The 19,831-nt window shown below is 43.3% G+C and carries 17 protein-coding genes; 12 read left to right on the forward strand and 5 right to left on the reverse strand.

Annotated elements, in window-relative coordinates; all coding sequences use genetic code 11:
* Positions 1–15: 15 nt before the first annotated feature.
* Positions 16–2,235 (reverse strand): NADP-dependent isocitrate dehydrogenase, encoded by a 2,220-nt coding sequence (locus B3Q63_RS02025; RefSeq protein WP_296173148.1) that lies wholly within the window; start codon positions 2,233–2,235, stop codon positions 16–18.
* A gap of 919 nt (positions 2,236–3,154) precedes the next feature.
* Here B3Q63_RS02025 and B3Q63_RS02030 point away from each other — a divergent pair.
* From B3Q63_RS02030 to glyA, 4 genes are all read left to right on the forward strand, one after another.
* Positions 3,155–4,567 (forward strand): GNAT family N-acetyltransferase, encoded by a 1,413-nt coding sequence (locus B3Q63_RS02030; RefSeq protein WP_296173345.1) that lies wholly within the window; start codon positions 3,155–3,157, stop codon positions 4,565–4,567.
* Positions 4,568–4,653: 86 nt separating this feature from the next.
* A complete protein-coding gene (locus tag B3Q63_RS02035; protein WP_296173150.1) occupies positions 4,654–5,154 on the forward strand; it encodes a chorismate--pyruvate lyase family protein in 501 nt (166 codons plus the stop codon).
* A 148-nt stretch (positions 5,155–5,302) separates the two neighbouring features.
* Complete coding sequence (locus tag B3Q63_RS02040; protein ID WP_296173152.1) at positions 5,303–5,746, forward strand: hypothetical protein; 444 nt, start codon at positions 5,303–5,305, stop codon at positions 5,744–5,746.
* Between the two features lie 430 nt (positions 5,747–6,176).
* On the forward strand, positions 6,177–7,433 hold the full coding sequence (gene glyA / locus B3Q63_RS02045; protein WP_201624720.1) for a serine hydroxymethyltransferase: 1,257 nt from the start codon (positions 6,177–6,179) through the stop codon (positions 7,431–7,433).
* 107 nt (positions 7,434–7,540) lie between these two features.
* Here glyA and gltS read toward each other — a convergent pair whose 3' ends face one another.
* The 4 genes from gltS to B3Q63_RS02065 form a co-directional block, all read right to left on the reverse strand.
* Complete coding sequence (gltS, locus tag B3Q63_RS02050; protein WP_201624721.1) at positions 7,541–8,815, reverse strand: sodium/glutamate symporter; 1,275 nt, start codon at positions 8,813–8,815, stop codon at positions 7,541–7,543.
* A gap of 84 nt (positions 8,816–8,899) precedes the next feature.
* Positions 8,900–9,367 carry a barstar family protein gene (locus tag B3Q63_RS02055; protein ID WP_296173156.1) on the reverse strand — a complete coding sequence of 156 codons (468 nt, stop codon included), beginning with the start codon at positions 9,365–9,367 and terminating at the stop codon, positions 8,900–8,902.
* A 1-nt stretch (position 9,368) separates the two neighbouring features.
* Positions 9,369–10,148, reverse strand: a complete 780-nt coding sequence (locus B3Q63_RS02060; RefSeq protein ID WP_296173158.1) for a ribonuclease domain-containing protein — start codon at positions 10,146–10,148, stop codon at positions 9,369–9,371.
* A 160-nt stretch (positions 10,149–10,308) separates the two neighbouring features.
* A complete protein-coding gene (locus B3Q63_RS02065; RefSeq protein ID WP_201629700.1) occupies positions 10,309–11,610 on the reverse strand; it encodes a glutamate-5-semialdehyde dehydrogenase in 1,302 nt (433 codons plus the stop codon).
* Positions 11,611–12,198: 588 nt separating this feature from the next.
* Here B3Q63_RS02065 and B3Q63_RS02070 point away from each other — a divergent pair.
* The 8 genes from B3Q63_RS02070 (at position 12,199) to B3Q63_RS02105 (ending at position 19,766) form a co-directional block, all read left to right on the forward strand.
* Complete coding sequence (locus B3Q63_RS02070) at positions 12,199–12,546, forward strand: hypothetical protein (protein ID WP_296173162.1); 348 nt, start codon at positions 12,199–12,201, stop codon at positions 12,544–12,546.
* Between the two features lie 357 nt (positions 12,547–12,903).
* Positions 12,904–13,701: an ABC transporter ATP-binding protein gene (locus B3Q63_RS02075; protein WP_296173165.1), complete on the forward strand. Its 798-nt coding sequence runs from the start codon at positions 12,904–12,906 to the stop codon at positions 13,699–13,701.
* 362 nt (positions 13,702–14,063) lie between these two features.
* Positions 14,064–14,864: a transporter substrate-binding domain-containing protein gene (locus B3Q63_RS02080; protein WP_201562307.1), complete on the forward strand. Its 801-nt coding sequence runs from the start codon at positions 14,064–14,066 to the stop codon at positions 14,862–14,864.
* 125 nt (positions 14,865–14,989) lie between these two features.
* Complete coding sequence (locus B3Q63_RS02085; RefSeq protein WP_296173170.1) at positions 14,990–15,922, forward strand: transporter substrate-binding domain-containing protein; 933 nt, start codon at positions 14,990–14,992, stop codon at positions 15,920–15,922.
* Between the two features lie 149 nt (positions 15,923–16,071).
* Positions 16,072–17,046 carry an ABC transporter substrate-binding protein gene (locus B3Q63_RS02090; RefSeq protein ID WP_296173173.1) on the forward strand — a complete coding sequence of 325 codons (975 nt, stop codon included), beginning with the start codon at positions 16,072–16,074 and terminating at the stop codon, positions 17,044–17,046.
* Positions 17,047–17,498: 452 nt separating this feature from the next.
* Positions 17,499–18,248, forward strand: coding sequence for an ABC transporter permease (locus tag B3Q63_RS02095; RefSeq protein WP_201562301.1), 750 nt, complete (start codon positions 17,499–17,501; stop codon positions 18,246–18,248).
* Positions 18,249–18,260: 12 nt separating this feature from the next.
* Complete coding sequence (locus B3Q63_RS02100) at positions 18,261–18,986, forward strand: ABC transporter permease (RefSeq protein ID WP_296173177.1); 726 nt, start codon at positions 18,261–18,263, stop codon at positions 18,984–18,986.
* A gap of 63 nt (positions 18,987–19,049) precedes the next feature.
* Complete coding sequence (locus B3Q63_RS02105) at positions 19,050–19,766, forward strand: fumarylacetoacetate hydrolase family protein (RefSeq protein WP_296173178.1); 717 nt, start codon at positions 19,050–19,052, stop codon at positions 19,764–19,766.
* The last annotated feature ends 65 nt before the right edge of the window (positions 19,767–19,831 follow it).

The raw sequence follows: 19,831 nt of genomic DNA on the forward strand, positions 1-19,831 counted from the left end.
TCAGTTTAGAGCCAATTACAACGAAGCAATAGTCTCGTTGAATAAGGCACTTGGACGCATGGCTTTTTCAGCTAAAGCTTCATCTGCCAAGTAGTAGCCTTTTAGATCCATAGGCTTGCCTTGAACCGCATTCATCTGTTCAATGATAGCAGCTTCATTGCTTTCAAGGTTTTGTGCCAATGGCGCAAATTGTGCTTTTAGCTCGCTATTTTCATCTTGTGCTGCCAGCTCTTGAGCCCAGTACATAGCCAGATAGAAATGGCTACCACGGTTATCCAATTCGCCCGTTTTACGTGAAGGCGACTTGTCATTTAACAGCAGCGTTTCAGTGGCTCTATCAAGGGTATCGGCCAATACTTTAGCTTTGGCATTGCCGTCGTTTTTAGCTAAATGCTCTAAAGACTCAGTCAAGGCTAAGAACTCACCGAGAGAATCCCAACGTAGATGGTTTTCTTCAAGCAATTGTTGCACGTGCTTCGGTGCTGAACCACCTGCGCCTGTTTCAAACAAACCGCCGCCCTTCATTAGTGGGACAACTGATAGCATTTTAGCACTGGTGCCTAATTCTAAAATTGGGAACAAGTCAGTTAAGTAATCACGTAAAATATTACCGGTAGCAGAAATGGTATCTAGACCGCGAGCAACGCGCTCTAAGGTATAACGCATCGCACGAACTTGAGACATGATTTCGATATGTAGACCGTCAGTGTCATGATCTTTTAAGTAGGTTTGTACTTTTTTGATCAGCTCGTTCTCATGTGGACGGTAAGGGTCTAACCAAAAGATAACTGGCGTATCTGATTCACGGGCACGGCGTACGGCAAGCTTCACCCAATCTTGGATCGGCTCGTCTTTAACCTGACACATGCGCCAGATGTCACCTTTCTCAACACGCTGCTCAAGCAATACTTCATTGGTTTCTTCGTCAACGATACGAGCTATGCCCGAATCACTTGCTTCGAAGGTTTTATCGTGCGAACCATATTCTTCTGCTTTTTGCGCCATCAAACCAACGTTAGGTACGGTACCCATCGTGGTTGGGTCAAAGTTGCCATGCCATTTACAGAAATTAATCATTTCTTGGTAAATACGTGCAAAAGTAGACTCAGGCATGACTGCTTTACAGTCATACATTTTGCCATCAGCGCCCCACATTTTACCGCCTGAACGGATCATAGCAGGCATAGAAGCATCGACAATCACATCACTTGGTGAATGGAAGTTGGTGATACCTTTTGATGAATCAACCATCGCTAGACGTGGACGATGTACTTGGCAAGCATGTAAATCGCGCTCAATCTCTTCACGTAAGCTGGCTGGTAATTCGGCAATTTTTTCGTACAAACTTGCCATGCCGTTATTGACGTTAATACCTAACTCGTCAAATAACGCGCCATGCTTATTAAAGGCATCTTTATAATAGGTTTTAACCGCGTGTCCAAAGACGATAGGATGCGAGACTTTCATCATGGTGGCTTTTACGTGTAGTGAAAATAAGATACCGGCTTCACGGCAATCTTCCATTTCACGCTCATAAAATTCAAGCAGCGCTTTTTTGCTCATAAACATCAAGTCGATGACTTCTTTATCGAGCAAAGCAATGCCTGATTTGAAAACATTAACCGTGCCATCTTCAGCCACGCGCTCCATACGTACGGTACGGGCTTTATCTAAGGTAATCGATTGCTCGCCGTCATAGAAGTCGCCACTGTGCATGTGTGAAACGTGCGTTTGTGACCATTGCTTCCACTCACCCATAGAATGCGGGTGCTTGCGGGCGTAGTTTTTCACTGCTTTTGGCGCACGGCGGTCTGAGTTACCCTCACGTATGACAGGGTTTACAGAGCTGCCTAGGCTTTTGCCGTAGCGACGACGGATTTCTTCTTCTTCTTCCGTTTGCGGCTCATCTGGAAAGTTAGGAATCGCGTAGCCTTTGCTTTGTATCTCTTTAATTGCCGCTTTTAATTGCCCCACAGAGGCACTAATATTTGGTAATTTGATGATATTGGCGTTTGGATCTTGGGTTAATTGACCAAGCGCAGCTAGGTTATTAGGAACGCGCTGCTCTTCCGTTAAGTATTCTGGAAATTCAGCCAACACACGCGCTGCAACAGAGATATCACTGGTTTCGACTTCGATGCCTGCTGTTTGGGTAAATGCTTTTACAATAGGCAAGAATGATAAGGTTGCAAGCGCTGGGGCTTCGTCAGTTTTTGTATAAATAATTTTTGACATGTTAGTAGAGTATTCCTTGTTGTCATTAATGAGGCCAATAAAGCTGAGGTATTATTTAACAGCTCTATACAGCCTGCATACAATAATGGGCTACGGGTTGGTTCAAATACATCAAGTGTCGTCGTTTATTGCCATTCTAGAGTGTCAAGACTGCTAGAAAAATCTTTCATAAGCAGTGACTGACCTTTCTTAGGTTGGCCTTTGTTAAAAAGTCGCTGTAGCAAGCACTTATTTTATTAAAGGTCATCTTGACCATTTACTTCAAAGCTCTCAGACTAAAATGGTCTGAGAATGTATGACTGACGCCACATTATAGTCGATCCACTATAAATTCGATATGATGTCAATCTTGTACATTGAACTAAGTATACTATTTTCGCTCATATCCTATGTATCTGAATTATATTAAGCTAGTAATAGCCTTATTCTACCAGTCATCAGCGTCGATATCATCTTTTGCAGACAATTTGCACGCTTTTAATACTATTTTCTGCACACATGAGCTTATTTCTGCAACAATGGACTTGTTATAGTGGTTATTCTCCAATAAAGCGGTTCTTTCAAATAGCCATTTTTTTAGCGTTTATTGCAGTCCAAACCAAATCTGTACTTAAGATTAGTTTTCAGCCATAAAAATAAAACAGTCATTAACAAATAAGCCATTTGGTCAGCTGCTTTGCTGACGATGGCTTTTTTTGTGCTGTTTTTTTTAAAACTTTTCGATAAAGGTGTTTCGACAAGGGTGTTTTAAGAGGACGTTTTAAATATAAACAAGTTCTCTTTTTTTGAGGATTAGATAGTGAGGATTGGATAAATTCATGAGTTTTTGCAAATTGTGACAGCAAAAGCATGGTAGTTTGATAGGATAAACGCTAAAGAAAAATGGTCTAAGAAATAGCAGGATGAGAGTGTGGGGATGATGAATTTGCAATATGCGTTACTCAGCGATAGCAGCTGGCAGCAATTGACTAACTGGCAGACACCAGATACGCCTTTTATGTCGTTTGAGTTTTGGCAGGCGCTGAGTGATACTGGCGCTATCGGCGAAAAAGCCGGCTGGTTGCCGATTTATATCTTAATTCATCGCCCAAACGATAGGGATAGTGATGCAACTCAGGAAGCGCTATCTTCGGCAAAGCTATCTGCATCAAAGCTATCTTCAGAACAAATAGGCCAACCGATTGCGGTCATGCCCGTTTTTATTAAAGGTCACCATCAAGGCGAGTTTGTCTTTGACCATGCGTGGGCACAAGCCTATGCGCAGTATGGTTTAGATTATTATCCGCGTTTGGTGACCAGCGCACCTTATACACCCATTACTGGACAACGTTTATGGCTAGCAGAGGGTGAGGTGCTAGATGCTGACATTTTAAAGGCAGCTATCGCAGGGGTTGACGATATCGCTCAGCAAGTGGAAGCGTCTGGCTGGCATGGCTTGTTTGTCACGCCTGAGATGGCGGCTATCGCTCACGCAGCGCTGCCGACTGATATTGATATAGAAATGGCGCTTAACAGTCAAGCAAATGGGGTAGCGGCAAAACCGATTGAGTTACCGATATTGGAGCGCCAAGGCTGCCAGTTTTTATGGCAAAATAAGCATTTAAGCCAAGACAGTAAGTTAAATAGGGACAGTCAGCTAAGTGAAGATGGTCAATTAAGCAAGGACAGTCAGCCATTTGCCGACTTTGAGGGGTTTTTGGCCACATTAAAAGCCAAAAAACGTAAAACCATTCGTGCGGAAAGGCGCAAAGTCGCCGAGCAAGGTATTATATGCGAGCGTAAATGCGGTGATGCTATCACTGAGGCAGATTGGCAGACGTTTTATCATTGTTATGTAATGACCTATGCCGTACGCGGGCAGCAGCCTTATCTCACACTAGACTTTTTTAAAAAACTGGCGGCAACCATGCCTGAGCATTTGATGCTCGCGCAAGCGCTTGATGCCAATGCTGATATTATCGCCAGCAGTTTATTTTTGTACGATAAGCCTGATAGTAAAAATGCAACGCTGTATGGTCGTTATTGGGGTGCGCTTGGTGAGTATGATAGCCTGCACTTTGAGCTGTGTTATTATCAAGGTATCGAGTTCGCTATCGAGCAAGGTTTGACCTATTTTGACCCAGGCACCCAAGGTGAGCATAAATTAATTCGTGGTTTTATTCCGACCAAGACTCATTCTTTGCATCGCATTTACGATGCGCGTTTTGTCCCAGCGATTAGCGATTTTTGTGCCAAAGACCGCATGCATATGGCGCAATATCGAGAGCAAGCCTTTGCAGCCTTGCCCTTTAATATTGATAATATGCCGACGTTTAATGACAGTGATTTTTGATAACACTAATTAATGCACAATAAATGTTCTTTGATAATCTCTACTTAATAACTTTCTATCTAATACTATCCTATCAGCCGTAAACTATGACCCCTAATCTTTGTTGTTCTGATCCGTTATCGCCTCCCAGTGAGCTATTAGATTTTCTCAATACTGAAGGTTCGCTCACTGCCATGCTCGAGGTAAAAGCAGGGCAGCCATTACGTGTCAAGCGTAGCTTTGAGGGTTATCGGTTATTATCCTTGGCGCAAAAAAAACAATTGGGTGTAAAAGGGGCGGCGCTGAGCCGTCCATTACTAGCGTGGTTACGCGAGGCACAGTTATATGGCAATAATGAGCAGCCATGGGTGCAAGCACAAAGTATTTTCCCTTTACCAAGTTTAAAAGGGCGCGCTCGCCGTTTGCAGCAGTTAAAAAGCACACCGATTGGCTATGTATTATTTAAGCGCAGTCGCACCTTGCCCAATCAACGTTCTATCGAAAAAACGGCAGAGGGCTGGCAACGGCAGACGCTGTATGATTGGTATGGGCGCAAAATACTGATTAGTGAGACTTTTTTAGCAGCGCTTTTGTCTAATAATTCTTAACTTCTATGATACTTAAGAAATTAAAAATTCGCTCAAAATGACAGCTTAGACTTTGATGAGGAAATAACAGTTGTTTATTAATTTATAATTATGCTATAAATACAATTTAGAAACATAATTATACTTATCTTAACATCAGGAACTTCCAATGACGTCATTAGCCACTGCTTTTTTATCGAAGTCTGTCATGGTTTTGACAGCTGCTACACTGGTTATGGGTTTTTCATTCAATGCCAATGCAGGGTTCTTGGATAGCATGTATGAGGTTCAAAATACGATTAGCTCAATTGGGCGTACGGCAGACACCATTAGAGGCAGCAAACAAGCTGTATCTAACTTAGGTGAAGAAGTTGGCTTTACCGAACAGTCGTACCAAAACACTCAAGGTAAATTGGTTTCTGGTTCGGTACTATCTGGCAAACTGCAAAATACTAAGCTGCATTCGCAATCAAATAAAGATTCAAATCCCGTTGCGATACTCTCTCAGCAAGATATTATGATTTATATGGGTACAGAAAAAAACGGCTACTATCATGTACAAACTGATAAAGGTGAAGGCTGGGTATCAAAACCATTGGTTAGCATACAATAATAAAACAGCTGATTAGATAGCGCTGTTAGAAGACAGCGGCGATTTATTAAATAAAACAGTCACTCTTAAGAATGGCTGTTTTTTTATGGGCGACAAATAATTATTTGACTAACGAATCAAGCAAGACCTAGAAATCAGAAATATAAAACAATGATTTTATTGCGCATTTATTTGCTTGATAACATCATTACGGCGTCATTTAAATCCTTCAGCTTTCCGTGAGGTTTTTTTGCGCTCACAGTACAATTTTTCATGTTACACTTAATCTTTAGCGATGATATCGATGCCTTTATCGTTCGATTTTATTGCCAATCTGGACAAGTTAATAACAGGTTAATTGCCTTTGCTTGCCCATTTTCACCTCCTTTTATTACTCGCCTCTTTTCAATGAGCACCACCATTAACGATAGCCACTACCTAGGACATCACTATGTTTAAAGATATTTCTATCAAAGAGTTTGATCCAGTACTTGCTGAAGCCATGGCTGCTGAAAGCGTTCGTCAAGAAAACCACATCGAGCTTATCGCTTCAGAAAACTACTGCTCACAAGCAGTGATGGAAGCACAAGGCACTGACCTCACCAATAAATACGCTGAAGGCTATCCTGGTAAGCGTTATTATGGTGGTTGTGAGCACGTCGATGTGGTTGAGCAATTGGCCATTGATCGTGCAAAAGAGTTGTTTGGTGCTGAGTACGTCAACGTCCAGCCACACTCAGGTAGCCAAGCGAACTCTGCTGTTTTCTTAGCATTATTAGACGCCAATGACACCGTACTAGGCATGAGCCTAGACGCAGGTGGTCACTTGACGCATGGCGCGCATATTAACTTCTCAGGTCTAAACTATAACGCCGTACAGTATGGTTTGGTTGAAGAAACTGGCCTTATCGATTATGACCAAGTTGATGCTCTTGCTCGTGAGCATAAGCCAAAGATGATTATTGCTGGTTTCTCAGCATATTCACAAGTCGTTGATTGGCAGCGTTTCCGTGACATCGCTGATGAAGTTGGCGCGTACTTGCTTGTTGATATGGCACACGTTGCTGGTTTGGTTGCTGGCGGTGTTTACCCAAGCCCAGTACCATTTGCTGATGTGGTCACGACTACAACGCACAAAACCCTACGTGGCCCACGCTCAGGTATGATTTTGGCTCGTGATGAGAAGCTTGCGAAAAAGTTAAACTCTGCGGTATTCCCAGGTAACCAAGGCGGTCCGTTGATGCACGTCATCGCGGCAAAAGCGGTTTGCTTTAAAGAAGCCTTAGAAGATAACTTCAAAACCTATCAGCAGCAAGTGGTTAAAAACGCCCAAGCGATGGCAAAAGTCATCCAAGATCGCGGTTATGAAATCATCTCTGGCGGTACTGAAAACCATCTCATGCTGATCAGCCTAGTCAAGCAAGACATGACCGGTAAAGAAGCAGATAAATGGTTGGGTGATGCGCATATCACTGTCAATAAAAATGCCGTACCAAACGATCCAAAATCTCCATTTGTGACTTCTGGTATCCGTATCGGTACGCCAGCGATTACTACTCGGGGCTTTAACGAAGCGCAAGCAAGTGATTTGGCAGGTTGGATTTGTGACGTATTAGATAGCCGTGGCGATGAAAAAGTCGCTGCTGAAGTACGCGGTAAAGTTGAAGCTATCTGTAAAGAGCTTCCTGTTTATGCTAAAAATCAGTAAGTTTTAATTAAAGCTTATTAGAAGTTAGAGATAAAAAAACCGCTTAGCTTTTGCTAGGCGGTTTTTTTGTTTTACAGCTATTTAAATCAGGGTTTAACTTTATCAAATCACATAAATGGCAATTTGGTAAATATCTGCAAGATGGTGGCGTTAACGATATCGACAAAGAACGCACCAACCATCGGCACAATCAAAAACGCCTTATGTGAGGGCAAGTAGCGATCGGTGACCGCCTGCATATTGGCAATCGCCGTCGGCGTTGCGCCCATACCAAAACCACAATGTCCCGCTGATAATACGGCAGCATCATAATCTTTACCCATAACCTTGAAGGTAATAAAGTAAGCATAACCAATCATCAGTAGCGTCTGCACCAGTAAGATAATTAATACCGGTCCTGCGAGGTCAGTCAACTGCCAAAGTTTCAATGACAATAGCGCCATTGCTAAGAACAAGCTTAAAGAGGCGTTACCAATGACGTCGATAGCACGGTCAAACATATCAAAATTGAATACCATGGTTAAGGTATTACGTAGAATCACACCGCCAGCCAGCGCCCATACGAAGGTAGGTAGCTCAAACCACGTATCTTGCGCCAACAAAGTCATGATGTCAGCGAAAGCCAATGCCGCGGCAAATAATGCCAAGGATTCAATGGTAGAGGAGGCGGTGATAAGACGAATGTTATCAGGCTTCTCAAACATCTCCTTATTAGCATGCACTTCCTCTTCGTTATGCTTGGTGCTATAGAGTGATTGCTCGCCGGCAAGTCGTTCAACCTCACTCGGATTTGGATTAGCCGCCGCTGGTTTTAAACCAAGTTTTTTAATCAAATGACGGGCAACCGGACCACCGATGACGCCACCTGCAACCAAACCATAAGTGGCGACCGCGATTCCAAGTGTCGTGGCACCAACCACACCATACTGCTCTTCTAGAGTAATGCCCCAAGCGCCTGCTGTACCGTGTCCACCTGTTAGGGCAATTGAACCTGTTACCAAGCCGAGGAGTGGGTCAAGTCCAAGCACACTTGCCATCGCCACGCCCACGACATCTTGTAAGATGATAAACACCGATACCACGATGGTGAAAATCAATAGTGGCGAGCCGCCTGCCTTTAGCCTACTAAAATCAGCGCTGAGTCCGATAGAGGCAAAAAACATCAGCATGGTTGCGGTTTGCAGCCCTTGATGGAAGTTAAAGCTATAACCCCAAAAGATATTAAGAATGTAAACGATAATCGCTGCAACCAAACCACCGGCCACTGGCTCTGGAATATTAAAGTCTTCTAGAAATTTAATCCGTTTGACTAAAAAGCGTCCAAGCAAGAGCACTAAGGTGGCCAATATCAAGGTGTAGTAGCCGTTGAGGGTGATTTCCATAGGTTAATCCTTTCTATAAATATAAATTAACCTAAATTCGGGATAAAGCTGGTTTTATCTCGAATTTAGGTTCTGGTCATCTCGCTATTCACATGCATCATCTGACGCCGCAACAATCCACAATTGCGGTTTACCAAAATCTTTATAGGCGTCCTCAATGAGACGCTTAAAGACATTAAAGTCCTCAGTGTTAATTTTCTCTACCCCATTTAAGTAAAGCGTGAGGTGAGTAATATCACTATCGGTCAAACAGTCCCAAGCGCTGTCCCAATTATGGGCAAAATAGTCGGGAAAATTGGCTACTTTCGCTAAGCTATTTAGTAGTGTTTCTTTATCCAAAACATCGCCAATGGGAATGTTAAGCGCTTGCTCAGGAATATTGTCAATGAGGGCAGAATCGCTTTGCTTGATGTTATTTTGCTTGATACTGTTTTGGTCAACGCCGTTTTGATTAATACAGTTTTGATTAATACAGTTTTGATTGATGCGGTTTTGATTAATGTTGTTTTGATTAATGTTGTTTTTATTAACATAGTAAATAGCTTGGCTCATATCAGTTCACCTGCAATTGTCGGAAGCTATCATAATGGTCGACGGTCAAATAATAAATGGTCGGTGGATGACCGCCGGTGACAATGCGCCGTGCACCGCGATGGGAAACCCCCGGCGTAGGCACGGTATATTCGCGGTAATAGCCTTGCGACTGGGCAGGTAGCTTGCCTTCGCGATTATAAAAGGTTGTGCCATCTTTATTAGGGTAAGGAAAAGGACCGCCTTGCTTAATAAGTGCCAGCGTTTGATCGATTTGCGCATCACCTGTGATAGCTGCGGAACCTGAACTGCTGGTTTTAGAGACCGTCTGCGATATAGAAGTTGCTGGCGTGCTATCTGTAAATAAACTGGATTTTAAATCCCCAAAAAAGTAAACCGCAACGGCAATAAGGGCGATGACACTGAATAGGGTAGAGAAGCCACTTTTCTTGTTTTGGCTGCCACGAGTATTTTTATGCCGCCTGTTTTTCTGCTGAGCGTTTCGATTGTTTTTCTGCTGCGCATTATCGAGGTTGCGATGCGCTGAATTTGATGTTGAATTCGATGCTGAATTTGATACTGATGTTTCTAAAATACTTAATTCATTAGAGGTGACTTCAGTTGCGCGCAATTGGTTTTTTTCATTACGCTGACTGTTAAAATAGACGCGCTGACCTTCGTTTATAGGTTGCGACAAGCGTACGGTGCTGATATGAAAGAAGACATCTTCACTTTGATTGTCTACCTCAATAAAGCCGTAGCCTTTATCAGCATTCCAGTGTTTAATCTTGCCACTTTGCATGGGCGCGCTATCCTATCGACGGTTTTTATTTAGCAAAATAATTTTTATGTGCCATATATAACATATTTATCAATAATAAAAAAACGCCAGCAATTAAGCTGACGTTTTTTATGGATTATACTTGAGGTAAGATGATAAATTGTAGTGAAGAAGTAATGCGCTAGGCGCGTGTTTCGCCGTGACCGTAAACAATCCATTTTTGCGAGGTTAAGCCTTCAAGTCCAACCGGTCCACGCGCATGGATTTTATCGGTTGAGATACCGATTTCCGCCCCAAGCCCGTATTCAAATCCATCGGCAAAACGGCTAGAGGCGTTAATCATGACGCTTGCCGAATCGACTTCACGGATAAAGCGTTGCGACTTGGTGTAATTGTCGGTAATGATAACGTCGGTATGCTGACTGCCATGGGTATTGATATGCTCAATTGCTTCATCGATACCCGATACCACTTTCACCGCTAATATAGGTGCAAGATACTCTGTATCCCAGTCTGCGCTAGTCGCCGCTGACAGATGACCTTGAAGGGTAGCATTGTCATTTAAAATAGCCTGTGCTTTGTCATCAAGGCGCAGTTGCATGGCATCATCAGCTTTTACGATGGCTTCAGCAATTTTTGGTAATAGCTCATTGGCAACTGATTCATCGACCAACAGCGTCTCCATAGTATTACAAGTACCATAGCGATGGGTTTTGGCATTGACGCTGACCTTGATGGCAATATCGGCATCGGCGTCGCTATCAATAAAGGTATGACAGTTACCATCTAAATGCTTAATCACAGGAACGCGGGCATCACGGCTGATACGCTCAATCAAACCTTTACCGCCGCGTGGCACGATAACATCGACATATTCTGTCATGGTAATCAGCTCGCCAACAGCAGCGCGGTCAGTGGTTTCTAACACTTGCACGCTATGCTCAGATAGACCAACCTTGTTTAAGCCTTTTAAAATACATTTCGCAATCGCTTGATTGGATTCAAAGGCTTCAGAGCCACCACGTAAGATAATGGCGTTACCGGATTTTAGCGCAAGCGAAGCCGCCTCCAAGGTAACGTTGGGACGCGACTCATAAATCATACCGACCACACCAAGTGGCACGCGCATTTTACCCAAATGAATACCTGATGGCTGATAGGTCATATCCGTGACTGCGCCGATAGGATCGGGCAGCGCGGAGACGTCTTTTAAACCTTGCAACATACCATCAAAGCGCGCGTCGTTTAGCTCTAAGCGATCTAGTAGAGCGGCGTCTAAGTTGTTTTTTGCACCCTTATCCATATCGACTTTATTGGCCGCTAAAATATCAGCCTTGGCACTTTTTAATTCGTCATAGATTGCCATCAAGGCGGAATTTTTATCGCCAGTATTGGCCGCCGCAAGTGCTCGTGACGCGGCACGTGCTTGCTGACCAACGCTTTGCATATAAGCGGTAACATCTGTGGTATTCGATTGACTCATAAATTAACTTCCTTATAGTTATCAATAGAGGGTTTGCAGATTAGTAATGATGAATCCTAAATAATGAATCCTAGATTTTATAAAACGCTCATATATAGGTTCAGGCATAAAGAAACGCAGCTAAAGCCGCCTAAAAGCAGTAAATCTGCTAATTATCATCACTAATCTACAAAAATATGTTTTTAGCACTTGTTTATTTTTTAGCGCCTGTCTGTTTTTTAGAAACTAATGGCTTTCTAGAAACTGATGGCTTTTTAGAAACTGATGGCTTTTTAGAAACTAAGGGCACTCTGCTATTTAACATAGAGGAGATGAGGACGATAGTAAAGTCGATTTTGTGAACAAAGACCATTTATCAAGCACTGCAGAGTTTTCTTTAACCTTGTTTTTAGGGTTATTTACTAAATGTTTGAACGGATGTTTTTACTCGTATTTAAATTTTATCCATAATAAATAGCATTTAGAAATAAAAAGATAAGCAGTTAAAAGTCAGGGCGCTGTTACGTGTTTTTAACAGAACTGCGCTGTAACTGCTAAGGTAGTACTTATAAATCGTGAGTATAGTGGGCGCTAATATGAAAAACACTTATGATGGAGAATAAAATGGCGATTGAAAATAAAACCTATAAAAACTGGTTAACGGTTGGTTTGGTGGCAGCGGCATTAAGTGTCAGTGCTTGTGGTAAAAAAGATGAAGCACCGATGGACGTCGAACCAACAGCCGATGCTCAGACAGCGGTAGAAGATGAAGCGACTGGCGTTGCTACGGCGGGCACTAATGATGATGTTGCGGTAGCTAGCGCAAACGACAGTGCTGCTGTCAACACTAACGAAAGTATGGTAGTCGGCGAAAATGATGATGTGGCAGTCGCAACGGCCGATGAGGCAGAGGTACTCGACGGTACTGAAAGCGAAGAGCATGTTTCGACTTACTAATGCCGCAGATAAAACAGCGCTAACGGCGTTAAGATGATAAAATGAGGCCCATAACTGACTGTGCGTTATGGGCCTCATTTTATAAAGGGTATTGCTTTTTCAAAAGCTCATAGGTAAAAGCGACAAGGTTTGCCTTTTTATTGCATTATGAGCGACAATATCGCGCCTTTATTGAACCCATCATAACGTTATCAAAATAATGCGACTAAAACAGCGCTACTAAAATACTGCTCGCTTTAGCTTTGTATTACTCATACTGATAAAGCAGCTATTAATAGAGTTATTTATTATAGAGCTGTTTGATAACGCATTTTTTATTCATGTTTTCACTCATATTTATTGGAAGTCTGCTAAACCATGCTTGATACTGCAAAGAATCCGACTCGGCCTATCGCCTTAGATTTACAAGACGTCCATAAAAGCTATGGCTCATTAGACGTGCTAAAAGGAGTGTCCCTCACCGCCTATGATGGCGACGTCATCTCTATTTTAGGCTCGTCTGGCTCCGGTAAGTCGACCTTGCTGCGCTGTATTAATCTGCTCGAAAAGCCCAATCAAGGTCGTATCATCATCGGTAACGATGAGCTGATACTCAAGCCTACTAAGTCGGGCGAATTGCAAGCGGCAGATATCAAGCAGCTAGAAAGCTTACGTGCGCGCGTGGGATTTGTCTTCCAGAACTTTAACTTGTGGCCGCACAAGACCATTTTGCAAAATATCATCGAAGGGCCAACGCAAGTCCTAAAAATCAAAAAAGACCAAGCGATTAGCGATGCTGAAAAGCTGCTCGATAAAGTCGGTTTGCTTGATAAAAAAGATGCGTATCCCGCAAACTTATCGGGCGGTCAACGTCAGCGTGTGGCGATTGCACGTGCGCTTGCGATGCAGCCGCAGGTGTTATTATTTGATGAACCAACCTCGGCACTCGACCCTGAACTGGTCAATGAAGTGCTCGCCGTCATGCGCGAGCTGGCCGAAGAAGGGCGTACAATGCTCATTGTCACCCATGAGATGCGCTTTGCTCGTGAAGTATCAAGCAAGGTGGTGTTCCTTCATCAAGGTGTGATTGAAGAGATTGGTACGCCTGAGCAAGTCTTTGATAACCCGAAATCTGAGCGTGTTAAAGACTTTATGGCCTCGCATCGCAAAAACTAACAGGGCGTTTTCATTTGTTTTAATTTTAGTCGTTTCAATTTTATCTACTTTAACTTTAACGGCTTTAGTTTTAACGGTTTTGATTTAGACGCTGCTTTAAGTTTTTAAATGTTTAAAGCGATTAAAACGCCAAAATTACTCATTGGTAATTTTCTTAGGGTGTTTATTACTCAATAATCACAGTCGGTATGCAAAACGTTTGTTTTTGATATTTGAGTCAGGTATTATCAAAAGGTTTACAGGCAGTTGCTCATGATGCCTGCCTGTGTCTTCTGTGCATTGAATTGCTTTTCTGGCAGGGACGTCAGAGAACAAAATATCAGAACCCTATATTAAAAAATCCATCAGAATTTAAGGAATGTATGATGTCGAATTCTCGCCTATTGTGGTCATCGATGACCGTTACCGCCGCGCTCATGCTTGGTGCTTGTAGTCAGCCTGCTAACGAAGCTGCTGATACCAATGCTGATGCCCCTGCCGCAGAAACGGCTGGCAAGACCATTCGTATCGCTACCGAGGGCGCTTACCCTCCTTTTAACTATACCAATGCCGATGGCAGCTTGGCGGGTTTCGATATCGATGTTGCCAATGCGTTATGTGCGCAAATGCAAGCCAAATGTGAAATCGTTGCCCAAGATTGGGACGGTATTATTCCAGGTTTATTGGCGCAGAAATATGACGCCGTCATCGCTGGGATGTCTATCACCGCTGAGCGTCAAGAAAAGGTCGATTTCAGTGAGCCGTACTTTGCCAATACCATGGTTTGGCTCACCGATACCAAAGGTGGTTTTGACCCTAAAGCAATTAAGAGCCTAACCCTTGGTGGCCAACGCTCAACGACACCGGGCGCGTACTTACAAGACAATTATGAAGGCAAAGACGGTAATACCGTTAAGCTTTATGATAATTATGACAATGCCTATTTAGACCTAAAGTCCGGTCGTAGTGATGCGGTCCTTGCTGAAAAAGTCTCTGCCAAATCATGGTTAGCGGACAACCCAGAAGGTTTCGGTATCGTGGGTGATGAGATTGATAACGACGATAATATTGCCATTGCTGTTCGTAAAGGGGATTCAATCAAAGACGACTTTAATAAAGCGCTGAGCGAAATCCGTAGTAACGGTGAGCTTGCTCGTCTTGAACAGGAAAACTTCGGTCAATGATTTGCCTTGCTACGCTTTGAGAAAAGTCTTCAATCAATAGATTGTTTTGAGAAGCGTTGATTAACGAATGACTGACCCATTGCGGATTAACAAACGGCTGGTCAATATATTAAGGAATAAACCCTATGATTACTTCAATGACATCATCAATAAGCAAAAAAGCCTTGTGGCTTGCCCCACTTAGTGCGGCGATGCTTATGCTTACGGCTTGTAATAACAGCTCAGCACCGACTGAAAGCACTGAGACAGATGCCGCTACTGATGCGCCTTTAAACATCAAAATCGCTACAGAATCCAGCTATAAGCCTTTTAGCTATACCGACGCTGATGGCAAATTAATCGGCTATGAGATTGAGCTGGTCGACGCTCTATGTGCGCAAATGAAAGCTGAATGTGAAGTTATCTCGCAAGATTGGGATGGCTTAATTCCGGGGCTCAATGCGCAGAAATTTGATGCGGCCATCGCTGGTATGTCAATCACGCCTGAGCGTAAAGAAGTCGTAGAGTTCAGCGACCCATACTTTCATACTGGCATTATCCTAATCGGTAAAAAAGGCGATGATATTAGCGTCGATGGTCTAAAAGGCCAGCCGATTGCCTCACAGCGCTCAACAGTTGCGTCACAGTATCTGCAAGAAAAACATGCCGACTCTGATATCAAACTTTATGATACTCAAGACAATGCTTATTTAGACCTAACCTCAGGTCGTGTCCGTGCCATGATGTCTGATAAAGTTACCGGTATTGATTGGCTAAAAACCGAAGCCGGTAAAGATTACGAAGTCAAAGGTCAAGAAATCAGCACCAGTGATGATGCGATGGGTATTGCCTTCCGTAAAGGCGATCCATTAGTCGCTAAATTTAATAAAGCATTGGCTGAGCTTAAAGACAACGGCACTTATGACCAAATCACCGGTAGCTATTTTGGTACCAGCTCAACAGCTGCGGCGCAAAAAGCAGTAGCGACTGAGGGCGTCAAAGAAGTGGTTGATGATGGTAATGTCGATGCCAATGCTGTGATTGCTAAAGAAGAACAAGCAGAAACGGCGACTAACTAATAGGACTTTTCATAAAGGCCTATGAGATAAGCGCTGGTTTTAATAAAGCACGTTTTAATTAAAGCGTGCTTTATGCCATTTATAATATTTTGCCAAGTGATAATGCTAAGTCTAATTAATAATACCCAGTAACAACATCAAGGATGATTATGAGCAACCATCTTCTCTCAGCCAGCATATTTAGTACGTCTGCTACTTCTTCATCCGCCAGTAAACCTTTCTTAAAGGCAAAGCCGATGCTAGCCCTAACGGCATTATTGGCGTTGGCGGGTTGCAGTAATGGTCAAAATGAGACTAACGAAAACGCTAGCTCAGAGGCAACTAAAACGACGGAAGCGACGGGAAATAACGCCGCTGCGGCAGATGATAATGTGCTGCGTATCGGTACCGAAGGCGCTTATGCACCCTTTAACTATACCAATGCTGATGGGACGCTTGGCGGCTTCGATGTTGAGATTGCCAATGCTATCTGCGACGATATGCAGATGACCTGTGAGATTATGGCGCAAGATTGGGATGGTATTATTCCTGGCCTTAAAGCGGGTAAATACGATGCCATCGTCGCGGCAATGTCGGTAACGCCTGAGCGTGCAAAGCAAGTTGCTTTTACCGATCCGTACTTTAGCAATGCGCTGGTGTTTTTAGCCAAAAAAGACAGCAGCTTTGATCCAGCTAATAGCAGCGATATCAATGCGCACTCTATTGCCGCGCAGCGCTCGACCATCTCTTCGCAGTGGTTAGAAAATACTTATCCAAAAGCCAATATGAAGCTTTATGATACCTTGAGTAATGCCTTTTTAGATCTGGGTTCCGGTCGTGTCGATGCCATGATATCTGATAAACTGCCAGCGTTAGAGTGGCTTGGCTCAGCGTCAGGTAGTGATTATGTGCTAAAAGGCGATGAGATTGATATTAATGATAATTTTGCGATTGCCGTGCGTCCTAATGATGAGGCCCTGCAAGCAAAAATCAATCAATCATTGGCCAATTTAAAGTCTAATGGTACTTATGATAAAATCAATCAAAAGTATTTTGCTGTACCAGTGAGTGCAACGCCAACACCCGTATCAACAGCAGCAACGCCAACAGCAGCATCAACAACGGTAGATAGCGCCGCACAATAGCGGTTTGATACTATATGGTTCGATACTATTAGTATCGTGAATGAATGCTGTATTAATAAGCATAAAGACATTTAAGCGAAAGACATTGCCATGATGGCGATGTCTTTTTTGCTTTTTATAGCAAATCATTGCGTTTTAAGTATGATTGACGGTCGGGTTTTATCAAATCCTACTGATTTATTTGATATTTATGCTGATAAGCACCTATTTAGACCGTGCTTTTACGCGTCAGTATTAACATAGCTGGCAGCGAATATGATAAAATCAGCGCTCATTTCTACTGTGTCAATTAACGCCGCAATAATCGTATTTATCTGACGTCACTCTATGACGCAAAAGGCCAAGGTCTATTTGATCTGGCAGACGATTATCAGCAGCGCTCAGCTATTGATGCTGATTCTTTTAACTCATATTTTGCAAATTGCTAATATAAAGAGACTGAGTGGATAATTGTGTTTGATTTACAAGGATTTGGCGCGCTATTACTAAGCGGCGCTACCGTCACCATAAAACTTGCCATGACCAGTCTGATCATCGGCATGTTCTTAGGCTTGCTCGGTGCCACAGCAAAGCTATCTAATATCTGGCTGCTGCGTAAGCTTGCGACGGTCTATACCGCCACGATGCGCGGGATTCCTGAGCTGCTATTGGTGCTGTTTATCTATTATGGTGGCTCTATCGTACTGATGAGCATCCTCAAAAAGTTCGGCTATAACGACTATGTCGAGATTAGCGCTTTTTGGGGCGGCGTCATGGCATTGTCTATTGCTTTTGGTGCTTATGCGACTGAAATTTTTCGCATGTCGATTCAAGAGATTCCAATAGGGCAACGCGAAGCAGCGCAAGCGATTGGGATGCGTCCTTTTCAGACCTTTTATCGTATTACCTTGCCGCAAGTATGGCAAATTGCGCTGCCGGGTTTGGGCAATTTGTTTTTGGTATTGCTTAAAGATACGGCCTTGGTCTCGGTTGTCGGTCTTAAAGACATCATGTATCAGTCCTCGCGTGCGGCGCAGTCGACACAGCAGCCGTTTACCTTTTATATGGCAGCAGCGATTATTTATTTGGGTCTGACCATGTTGATTACCGGCTTTATGATGTGGCTTGAATGGCGCGCCAATCCAGCGGCGCGTTATGCTAAAAAGCTTAGCCGTCAAACTAGCCCCCATCAAACCACTCAAAGTCAATCGACCATAGGGTAGAGGAGAGATACTATGGATTGGAATTGGCAGGTTATTTTTGATCATATCCCTGATTTACTTAATGGCGCGGTATTGACCGTACAGCTAGTCGTTTTCTCGGGTATTATCGGGCTATTCTTTGGTTTGATTTTGGCGTTATTACGGCTATCCAAAAACTGGCTAGTGCAAGTCTTACCGTTTTTATATATCTTCTTTTTCCGTGGCACGCCGCTACTGGTACAGATATTCCTAATTTATTACGGTCTTGGGCAGTTTGAAGCGGTACGTAACTCGTTTTTATGGGAGCCAGTACTTAGTCAAGCTTACTGGTGTGCGATTATTGCTTTTACCCTAAATACCAGTGCCTATTTGGCAGAAATTATTCGCGGTGCTATCCAAAATATTCCTGTGGGCGAGCTTGAAGCCGCCGATGCGATTGGCATGTCAAAATGGCAGAAGCTGACGCGCATTACTTTACCGCGTGCCTTTGGTATTGTGATTCCAGCCTACAGTAATGAAGTTATCTTTATGCTAAAAGGTAGTGCATTGGCATCAACCATCGCTTTAATGGATATCACGGGCGTTGCTCGTACGATTAGTGCGCGGACTTATACCTTGATGGAATTGTTCTTTGCCGCCGGTGTGGTTTACCTGTTGCTGTCGTGGGTTATCTTATTTAGCTTTAGATTGTTCGAAAAACGTATGAATCGTCACGCCAGCTACATACCACCCGATGTGGTTACCAATACGATTCCTTAGTAATAGTAAATATAAGATAAAAATCTACTCCTAAATGTTTATAAATTGCCGTGAGAATCTAATATGAGCCAATCACCACATATGTCTTTAGCCGATGCGATTGCTGCGGGCGTTAATGATGATAATAGTGTTAACGATGCCAATGAGCGTTTACGTGCGTCTATCGGTAAAGTGGTCTGCGTCGGTCGCAACTATGCGGCGCATGCTGAAGAATTAGGCAATGAAGTACCTAAAGCACCGATATTATTTATGAAGCCAGCATCTTCGGTGGTGTCCATCCGTCAAGGCGTTGTACGTCCAAATCCAGCGCTATATGGTGAAACGCATTACGAAGCGGAGCTGTGCGTGCAATTAGCCGCAGACTTATCAGCAGCAACGATTGAAGAAGCCAAGCAAGCGATTGGTGGCGTAACCTTGGGCTTAGATTTAACCTTGCGTGAGCTACAAGCTGAGCTGAAGGAAAAAGGTCATCCATGGGAGCGCGCCAAGTGCTTTGATGGCGCGTGCGTGCTTGGCGATTGGCTTGACCCGCAAGTATTTGGCGATTTCACAGATATTCATTATCAGCTGAATATTAATGATGCGCTCACGCAAGACGGTGATAGTGCCTTAATGTTATTTCCTGTTTATGAGTTATTGGTAAATATCAGTCACGCTTTTAGCTTGCAAGCAGGTGATGTGATTATGACTGGCACGCCAAGTGGTGTTGGCGCCTTACAAGCAGGCGACCAATTGAGCTTAAAACTGGGCGCTCATGAATGGCAGGCAGAAGTTAAATAAGCTATCAGTTAGCGGTTAATGATAAATTTATTAATGACCATGCTTTCAATGACAAATCTCTAAAT

The sequence above is a fragment of the Psychrobacter sp. UBA2769 genome (assembly GCF_002352555.1).
GTDB lineage: Bacteria > Pseudomonadota > Gammaproteobacteria > Pseudomonadales > Moraxellaceae > Psychrobacter > Psychrobacter maritimus.